At 70.4% G+C, this 8,223-nt stretch carries 7 protein-coding genes; 6 read left to right on the forward strand and 1 reads right to left on the reverse strand.

Annotated elements, in window-relative coordinates:
- Positions 1 to 43 precede the first annotated feature (43 nt).
- Complete coding sequence (locus FV230_RS20665) at positions 44 to 1,519, reverse strand: PAS domain-containing methyl-accepting chemotaxis protein (protein ID WP_147843725.1); 1,476 nt, start codon at positions 1,517 to 1,519, stop codon at positions 44 to 46.
- A 254-nt stretch (positions 1,520 to 1,773) separates the two neighbouring features.
- Between FV230_RS20665 and FV230_RS20670 the strand changes: the two genes are divergently transcribed.
- The 6 genes from FV230_RS20670 (at position 1,774) to FV230_RS20695 (ending at position 8,089) form a co-directional block, all read left to right on the forward strand.
- Positions 1,774 to 2,940, forward strand: a complete 1,167-nt coding sequence (locus FV230_RS20670) for a putative peptidoglycan glycosyltransferase FtsW (protein WP_147727664.1) — start codon at positions 1,774 to 1,776, stop codon at positions 2,938 to 2,940.
- The gene (murG, locus tag FV230_RS20675; protein ID WP_147843726.1) at positions 2,937 to 4,046 is read left to right on the forward strand and encodes an undecaprenyldiphospho-muramoylpentapeptide beta-N-acetylglucosaminyltransferase; all 1,110 of its coding nucleotides are present in this window, start codon (positions 2,937 to 2,939) and stop codon (positions 4,044 to 4,046) included. Before FV230_RS20670 ends, murG begins: the two co-directional genes overlap by 4 nt.
- 52 nt (positions 4,047 to 4,098) lie before the next feature.
- On the forward strand, positions 4,099 to 5,505 hold the full coding sequence (murC, locus tag FV230_RS20680) for a UDP-N-acetylmuramate--L-alanine ligase (RefSeq protein ID WP_147727666.1): 1,407 nt from the start codon (positions 4,099 to 4,101) through the stop codon (positions 5,503 to 5,505).
- A 6-nt stretch (positions 5,506 to 5,511) separates the two neighbouring features.
- Positions 5,512 to 6,051: an endonuclease domain-containing protein gene (locus FV230_RS20685; RefSeq protein WP_147843727.1), complete on the forward strand. Its 540-nt coding sequence runs from the start codon at positions 5,512 to 5,514 to the stop codon at positions 6,049 to 6,051.
- On the forward strand, positions 6,048 to 7,061 hold the full coding sequence (gene murB, locus FV230_RS20690; RefSeq protein WP_243933158.1) for a UDP-N-acetylmuramate dehydrogenase: 1,014 nt from the start codon (positions 6,048 to 6,050) through the stop codon (positions 7,059 to 7,061). The genes FV230_RS20685 and murB overlap by 4 nt, the downstream gene beginning before the upstream one ends.
- Before the next feature lie 104 nt (positions 7,062 to 7,165).
- A complete protein-coding gene (locus FV230_RS20695; RefSeq protein WP_147843728.1) occupies positions 7,166 to 8,089 on the forward strand; it encodes a D-alanine--D-alanine ligase in 924 nt (307 codons plus the stop codon).
- Positions 8,090 to 8,223 lie beyond the last annotated feature (134 nt).

Here is an 8,223-nt window from a genome sequence, read left to right on the forward strand (position 1 = left end):
GTAGGGCGACGTCCGGCGGGCGAGCCCCGCGCCGGACGTCGCCCTACCGGGCGAGCACGCGAGCCGCTTCGCGCGTCGTCGCCACCGCGACGGAGACCTCCGTCACCGAGCCCGAGATCGTGCTGATGTTGGCCGTGATCGCCGCGACGGCCTGGGCCGCGGCCTGCATGCTCTGCGACAGGTCGCGCGTGACGATGCTCTGCTCCTCGACCGCGCTCGCCGTCGCGACGACGTTCTCGCGCATGATGTCGACCGAGCCGCTGATCGCATTGAGGGCGCCGACCACCTCGCTCGACAGGCCCTGCAGGCCGTTGATCTCGGCGCCGATCTGCTCCGTCGCACGGGCGGCTTGGTTGGCGAGGTTCTTGACCTCGCTCGCGACGACCGCGAAGCCGCGTCCGGCTTCTCCGGCACGCGCCGCCTCGATGGTGGCGTTGAGCGCGAGCAGGTTGATCTGCGCGGCGATCGACTGGATCAGCCCGACGATGCCGCTCATCGACCCGGCAGCCTCCGAGAGGCGCTGGGTGAACCCGCCGGCCGCCTGGACCCGCTCGAAGGCGGCGTCGGTCGCGCCGCGCGAATATCCCATGCTCTGGGAGATCTCGGCGACGGAGGCGGCCAGTTCCTCCGCCGCCGCCGCCATCGTCGCCACGTTGCCCGACGTCGTCTCCGCGGCCGCGAATGCCGCGCCCGACCCGTCCGCCGAGCGGGTGATCGCCTGGTCGATCTCGGAGAAGTTGCGCTCGATCAGCCTGCGGAGGTTGGCCAGCAGCATGACCTGATCGGTGATGTCGGTGGCGAGCTTCACGACCTTGTAGGGGCGGTTCGAGGCGTCGAAGATCGGATTGTAGGTCGCCTGGATCCAGACCTCGCGGCCGCCCTTCGCGATGCGCTTGTACTGCGCCGCCTGGTACTCGCCGCGCTTCAGCGCCGCCCAGAACGCCGCGTAGTCCGCGCTCTGCCCGTAGGCCGGCTCGACGAACATGCTGTGCGGGCGGCCGCGGACCTCGGAGAGGTCGTAGCCCACCACGGCGAGGAAGTTCGCGTTGGCCTCGAGGATGGTGCCGTCGAGATCGAAGGCGATCACCCCTTGCGCCTTGTCGATCGCCGCGATCTGGCCGGCCCGGTCGGCATCCTCGGCCTTCTGCCGCGTGATGTCGGTGGCGAACTTCACCACCTTGTAGGGCTTGCCGTCACGCCCGATCATCGGGTTGTAGGAGGCCTCGATCCAGATGTCGCGGCCGCCCTTCGCCATCCGCCGGAACTGGCCCGCGCTGAACGCGCCGCTGCGGAGACGATCCCAGAACGCCTTGTACTCCGCCGAGTCCCGGTACTGCGGATCGACCAGCATCGCATGCGGCTGCCCGACCAGCTCGGGCAGGCTGTAGCCCACAGCTGCGAGAAAATTCGCGTTGGCGTCGAGGATGCGGCCCGAGAGGTCGAACTCGATCACCCCCTGCACGCGGTCGAGGGCGGCAAGCTTGGCGGCGGCTTCGACAGTCTTGCGTGCAGCGAACATGGGCGGATCGTCCCGGCGCGGCATCTTCGCAATGCGATGCCGAAGTGAACACAATCCAAGATTGCGTTTTTGCTGTTAAGATTTCGTATTCGGTCGACCGTGGCGCGACCGATCGGCGAGGAGGTGCCGGGGGTTGACGGGACGGGCGGCGGCTCCGGCGCGGTTTCGCAAGGATGCGTTTACCATTCGCGGACAGGATCGCTCTCGACCGTCGCGTGCCCCTGCGCGACCGCTCGCAAGGCCGTCGCACGCCCATGATCTCCCGCGCGGAACGCACGCCCCTGACCGACTGGTGGTGGACGGTCGACCGCGGCCTGCTCGCGGCGCTCGCCGCCCTGATGGTCGCCGGCCTCGTCTTCCTCATGGGCGGCGGGCCGCCGGTGGCCGAGCGCATCGGCCTGCCGACCTTCTACTTTCTCAACCGCCAGGCGATGTACCTCGCGCCGACGATCCTGCTGATCTGCGCGGTCTCGTTCCTGAGCTTGCGCGGCATCCGCCGGCTGGCGCTCGGCACCTGGCTCGCGGGCGTCGCGCTGTGCCTCCTCGCCGGCAAGTTCGGGCCGGAGATCAAGGGCGCCCACCGCTGGATCCAGTTCGGCTCGTTCGGCCTGCAGCCCTCGGAGTTCGTCAAGCCCGCCTTCGTCGTGGTCGCCGCCTGGGCGTTCTCGGAGGGCGCGCAGCGCCGCGACATGCCGGGCGGCTTCCTTGCGATCCTGCTCCTGCCGATCACCATCGTCCCGCTGCTGCTGCAGCCCGATTTCGGGCAGACGATGCTGATCACGCTGGTGTGGTGCGCGCTGTTCTTCGTCGCCGGCCTGCACCTGATCTGGGTGGCGGTGCTCGGCGTGCTCGGCCTGACCGGGGTGTTCGCCGCCTACACCTTCTTCCACCACGTCCGCGAGCGCTTCAACCGCTTCCTCGACAAGGATTCGGGCGACAGCTTCCAGACCTTCTGGTCGCAGGAATCGTTCCGCTCCGGCGGCTGGTTCGGCACCGGCCCGGGGGAGGGGATCGCCAAGCGCCACCTGCCCGACGCCCATACCGACTTCATCTTCTCGGTGACCGGCGAGGAGTTCGGCGTGCTGGTCTGCCTCTGCCTCGTCGCTTTGTTCGCCTACATCGTGCTGCGCGGGCTCAAGCTCGCGCGCCGCACCGACGACACCTTCTCGAGGCTCGCCATCACCGGTCTGATCACGCTCTTCGGCCTCCAGGCCTGCATCAACATGGCGGTGAACACCCAGCTCATGCCGGCCAAGGGCATGACGCTGCCGTTCGTCTCCTACGGCGGCTCGTCGCTGATCTCGCTCGCGCTCGGCATGGGCTTCCTCGTGGCGCTCACCCGCAAGCGCCCGCGCACCACGATGCTGAGCCAGAAGCCGCCCGGCACCGCGCCGGCCACCGTCGCCGGAGTCATGCGGTGACGGTGTTCACGCCGACCATCCTCCTCTGCGCCGGCGGCACCGGCGGCCACCTGTTCCCGGCCGAGAGCCTCGCCCACGCGCTGCGGGCGCGGGGCATCCGCGTGGTGCTCGCCACCGACGCGCGGGTCGACTCGATCAGCGGCGGCTTCCCGGCCTCCGAGATCGTCACCATCACCTCGGCGACCCCGTCCGGCCGCTCGATGCTGCGCCGGGCCGGCGCGGTGCTGACGCTGGGCCGCGGCTTCGCGGAGGCGGCCAAGGCGGTCAAGCGCATCAACCCGGCGGCGATCGTCGGCTTCGGCGGCTACCCGACCGTGCCGCCGATGCTCGCCGGCCAGATCCTGCGCGTGCCGACGATCATCCACGAGCAGAACGCGGTGATGGGGCGGGCCAACGCCTTCCTGGCGCGCGGCGCCCGCACCATCGCCACCGGCTTCAAGGAGGTCCGCGGCGTCCCCGACAAGGCGCGTGCCCCCCGCGTCCACACCGGCAACCCGTTGCGCCCGGCGGTGATCGAGGCCGCGAAGGTCGCCTATCCGCGGCTCGGGCCGGCGGACGCCCTGCACCTCCTCGTCTTCGGCGGAAGCCAGGGCGCGCGGGTGATGGGCGAGGTCGTGCCGAAAGCCCTGGCGCAGCTTCCGGCCGACCTGCGGGCCCGCCTCCACCTCGTGCAGCAGGTCCGCCCCGAGGACCTGACGGCGGTGCAGAACGACTACCTCGCCATGGGGCTCGCCGGCATCGAGGCGGCGCCGTTCTTCAAGGACCTGCCGGGGCGGATGGCGGCGAGCCACCTCGTGGTCGCCCGCTCGGGCGCCTCGACGGTCTCGGAGCTCGCCGCCATCGGCCGGCCGTCGATCCTGGTGCCGCTGCCCGGGGCGCTCGATCAGGACCAGGCCGCTAACGCCGCGACGCTGGCCAAGATCGGCGCGGCCCTGGCCGTCGCGCAGACCGCGTTCACGCCGGACCGGCTCACCGCGGAGCTGGTCGACGCCTTCGCGAATCCCGAGAAATTGACCGCGGCGGCGCAAGCCGCGAAAAGCGCCGGCATCCACGACGCCGCCGAGCGGCTCGCCGCGGTGGTCGTCGACACGGCCGCCCGCACCTGATTCTTCCGGGACGCATGCCTCCGCGCAGTCCCGTCATCGAACGGTTCCTCCCATGAAGCTGCCCGACAAGCTCGGTCCCATCCACTTCATCGGCATCGGCGGCATCGGCATGTCCGGCATCGCCGAGGTGATGCACAACCTCGGCTACACGGTGCAGGGCTCCGACGCCTCGGACAACGCCAACGTGCGGCGGCTGGCCGACAAGGGCATGAGGACCTTCGTCGGCCATGCCGCCGCCAACGTCGAGAATGCCGGCCTCGTGGTCGTCTCGACCGCGATCCAGCGCGACAACCCCGAGTTGATGGCCGCGCGCGAGGCCCGGCTGCCGGTGGTGCGCCGGGCCGAGATGCTGGCCGAGCTGATGCGCTTCAAGTCCTGCGTCGCCATCGCCGGCACCCACGGCAAGACCACGACGACCTCCCTCGTCGCGACGCTGCTCGACGCCGGCAACATGGACCCGACGGTGATCAACGGCGGCATCATCAACGCCTACGGCACCAACGCCCGCATGGGCGAGGGCGAATGGATGGTGGTGGAGGCCGACGAATCCGACGGCACCTTCCTGAAGCTGCCGGCCGACGTCGCCATCGTCACCAACATCGACCCGGAGCATCTCGACCATTTCGGCTCGTTCGACGCGGTCAAGGACGCCTTCCGGCGCTTCATCGACAACATCCCGTTCTACGGCTTCGCGGTGATGTGCATCGACCATCCCGTCGTCCAGGACCTCGTCGGCCACATCGAGGACCGCCGCATCATCACCTACGGCGAGAACCCGCAGGCCGACGTGCGCCTCATCGACGTGGACCTGCGCGGCGGTCAGAGCCGCTTCCGCGTGATGATCCGCGACCGGCGTCCGGGCTTCCGCATGGAGATGGAGGACCTCGTCCTGCCGATGCCGGGCAAGCACAACGCGCTCAATGCCACCGCGGCGCTGGCCGTCGCGCACGAGCTCGGCGTGCCGGCGGACGCGATCCGCAAGGCGCTGGCCGGGTTCGGCGGCGTCAAGCGCCGCTTCACCCGCACCGGCGAATGGAACGGCGCCCAGATCTTCGACGATTACGGGCACCATCCGGTGGAGATCAAGGCGGTGCTCAAGGCCGCCCGCGCCTCCACCGACGCGAAGGTGATCGCGATCGTGCAGCCGCACCGCTACTCGCGCCTCGCCTCGCTGTTCGACGATTTCTGCACCTGCTTCAACGATGCCGACACGGTCATCGTCGCCCCCGTCTACGCTGCGGGCGAGGCGCCGATCGAGGGCATCGACCGCGACGGCCTCGTCGCCGGCCTGCGCTCCCGCGGCCACCGCGACGCGCAGGCGCTCGAGCGCCCGGAAGACCTCGCCGGGATCGTGGCCGCGCACGCGACCGAGGGCGACTACGTCGTCTGCCTCGGCGCCGGCAACATCACGCAGTGGGCCTACGCGCTGCCGGCGGAGCTGGCGGCGTTCAAGGGGTGAGCTCGAATGAGCCCGGCCGACAGCGAGCGCACGGCATTTCGGCGGCGCCTTCGGCAGTGGCAGACCGAGGCCGAACGGACGCTGTGGTATCGCTTGCGCGATCGGCGGCTGGCCGGGTTCAAGTTCGTTCGGCAGGAGAGCATCGGCCGCTACGTGGCCGATTTCTGCTGCCGTGAGGCGAAGCTGATCATCGAGATCGATGGCAGCCAGCACGCCGACAATGCCTACGACTGCGCTCGCGATGCATGGCTGGCCGATCTGGGCTACCGCGTCCTGCGGTTTTGGAACGCGGAGATCATGAGCAGCCCGTCAGTCGTTCTCGATACGATCTTCAGCGCGCTCCCCCCCTCTCCCCGCACGCGGGGAGAGGGCCGCGACGACCTCGTCGTCGGCGTGGCTAGCCCGAAGGGCGATGGTGAGGGGACGTCGCCGGACGCACCCGTCCTGACCCCGCCCCCTCACCCTCGGCTGCCGCCTCGCTTCGTCGACGACGGGGTCGCCGAAGCCCTCTCCCCGCGTGCGGGGAGAGAGGGAGCGAACCGATGACCGCCTTCCCCGACATCACGCCGGCGATCCGCGCCGCCGCGCCGGCCCTGCGGGGGCGGCTGCTGGTGAACGCGGCGTTGTCCGACCTGACCTGGTTCCGCGTCGGCGGCCCGGCGCAGGTGCTGTTCACGCCGGCCGACGAGGAGGATCTCGCCCACCTCCTGGCCGGTCTCGATCCCGAGATCCCGGTGACGGTGATCGGGCTCGGCTCGAACCTGATCGTGCGCGACGGCGGCATTCCCGGCGTGACGATCCGGCTCGGCGGCAAGGCGTTCGGAGCGGTGGAGGTCGATGGCGACCGCCTGCAGGCCGGCACCGCCGTGCCCGACATGCGCCTGGCGAAGGCGGCGGCCGAAGCGTCGCTCGACGGGCTCGCCTTCTTCCGCGGCATCCCGGGCTCGGTCGGCGGCGCCCTGCGCATGAACGCCGGCGCCCATGGCGGCGAGACCACCGACGTGCTCCTCGAGGCGCGCGGGGTCGACCGGCGCGGTGCGCTCCGCCGCTTCGGCCATGCCGAGATGGGCTTCACCTACCGCCATGCGGCGGCGCCCGACGACGTGATCTTCACGAGCGCCCTGTTCCGCGGCCGCCCCGGCGAGCGCGCGGCGATCGAGGCGGAGATGGCGCGGGTGACCGCGGCGCGGGAAGCCGCGCAGCCGATCCGCGAGCGCACCGGCGGATCGACCTTCAAGAACCCGCCGGGCGGCAAGGCGTGGCAGCTCGTCGATGCCGCCGGCTGCCGCGGCCTGACGCGGGGCGGCGCGCAGGTCTCCGAGATGCATTGCAACTTCCTGATCAATCGCGACGGCGCCACGGCCGCCGACATCGAGGGCTTGGGCGAGGAGGTGCGCCGGCGGGTGCGCGAGACCAGCGGGGTCGAGCTGCACTGGGAGATCAAGCGGATCGGAATCTCCGTCGACAGATCGACGCCTACGCTGACCGGCGATCCGTTCGGCACCTTCTCCGAGTGGGCAGGTCCCGAAGACGGGAAGGCCTATCGTGACCTCTGACCCCTAGTCCGCGTTCGCAAACAGCGTGGGCTGGGCAGAGGCTATCAGAACACGGGCGCCGGCCGCCCGTTCGTCCCCCTTCGACACGCGCCCCGGAGCCCTCCATGTCCAAGCACGTCGCCGTCCTGATGGGCGGCACCTCCTCCGAGCGCGAGGTCTCTCTGAATTCGGGCACCGCCTGCGCCGACGCGCTGGAGGGAGAGGGCTATCGCGTCACCCGCGTCGACGTCGGGGCCGACATCGCATCGGTGCTGACCGAGCTTCGGCCCGATGCAGCCTTCAACGCGCTGCACGGGCCGGCGGGCGAGGACGGCACGATCCAGGGCCTGCTCGAGATTCTGCGCATTCCCTACACGCATTCGGGCGTGCTCGCTTCCGCGCTCGCCATGCACAAGGAGCGGGCCAAGGTGGTGATGCGGGCGGCCGGCGTCAGCGTCCCGGAAGGGCTGGTCGTTAACCGGCATGATGCCGCGAAGTCACACCCGATCGCCCCGCCCTACGTCGTCAAGCCGGTCTCCGAAGGCTCCTCGATGGGCGTGATCATCGTCCGCGACGGGCGCTCGCATCCGCCGCAGATCCTGGCCTCGGACGAATGGGCGTTCGGGGAGGAAGTCCTTGTAGAGACTTACGTTGCGGGCCGCGAGCTCACCTGCGCGGTGATGGGCGACCGGGCCCTCGGCGTGATCGAGATCAAGGCCGCCTCGGGGGGGTGGTACGACTACGACGCGAAGTACGCGCCGGGAGGCTCGATCCACGTCCTGCCGGCCGAACTTAAACCAAATGTTTACCAGCGTGTCCAAGAGTTGTCGTTAACGGCGCATCAAGCACTGGGCTGCCGGGGCGTCAGCCGTGCCGACCTTCGCTACGACGACACACCGGGTGGAACCGGTGCCCTCGTCGTCCTGGAGGTCAACACGCAACCCGGCATGACCCAGACCAGCCTTGTGCCGGACATGGCCGCCCATGCTGGGTATCGTTTCGGTGAGTTCGTGCGATGGATGGTGGAGGACGCGTCTCTGGGCCGCTGAGCCCCGCTGGGTTTCCCGGCGCGACCGGTCCAGCCGCGCGCCTCGTCGGCGGCGTCCTCGCCCGGCTTCCGCGCTTCCTGCGCCGGTCCGACTCGATGCGCCGCGGCCGGCCCGGGCCGTCGATGGCCGAGCGC

The sequence above is a fragment of the Methylobacterium sp. WL6 genome (genome assembly GCF_008040095.1).
Taxonomy (GTDB): Bacteria; Pseudomonadota; Alphaproteobacteria; order Rhizobiales; family Beijerinckiaceae; genus Methylobacterium.

Coding starts and splice junctions, on each gene's coding strand:
- FV230_RS20685 (WP_147843727.1), top strand. CDS start 5,512: ATGAGCCCGGCCGACAGCGAGCGCACGGCATTTCGGCGGCGCCTTCGG.
- murB (WP_243933158.1), top strand. CDS start 6,048: ATGACCGCCTTCCCCGACATCACGCCGGCGATCCGCGCCGCCGCGCCG.
- FV230_RS20695 (WP_147843728.1), top strand. CDS start 7,166: ATGTCCAAGCACGTCGCCGTCCTGATGGGCGGCACCTCCTCCGAGCGC.
- FV230_RS20670 (WP_147727664.1), top strand. CDS start 1,774: ATGATCTCCCGCGCGGAACGCACGCCCCTGACCGACTGGTGGTGGACG.
- FV230_RS20665 (WP_147843725.1), bottom strand. CDS start 1,519: ATGTTCGCTGCACGCAAGACTGTCGAAGCCGCCGCCAAGCTTGCCGCC.
- murC (WP_147727666.1), top strand. CDS start 4,099: ATGAAGCTGCCCGACAAGCTCGGTCCCATCCACTTCATCGGCATCGGC.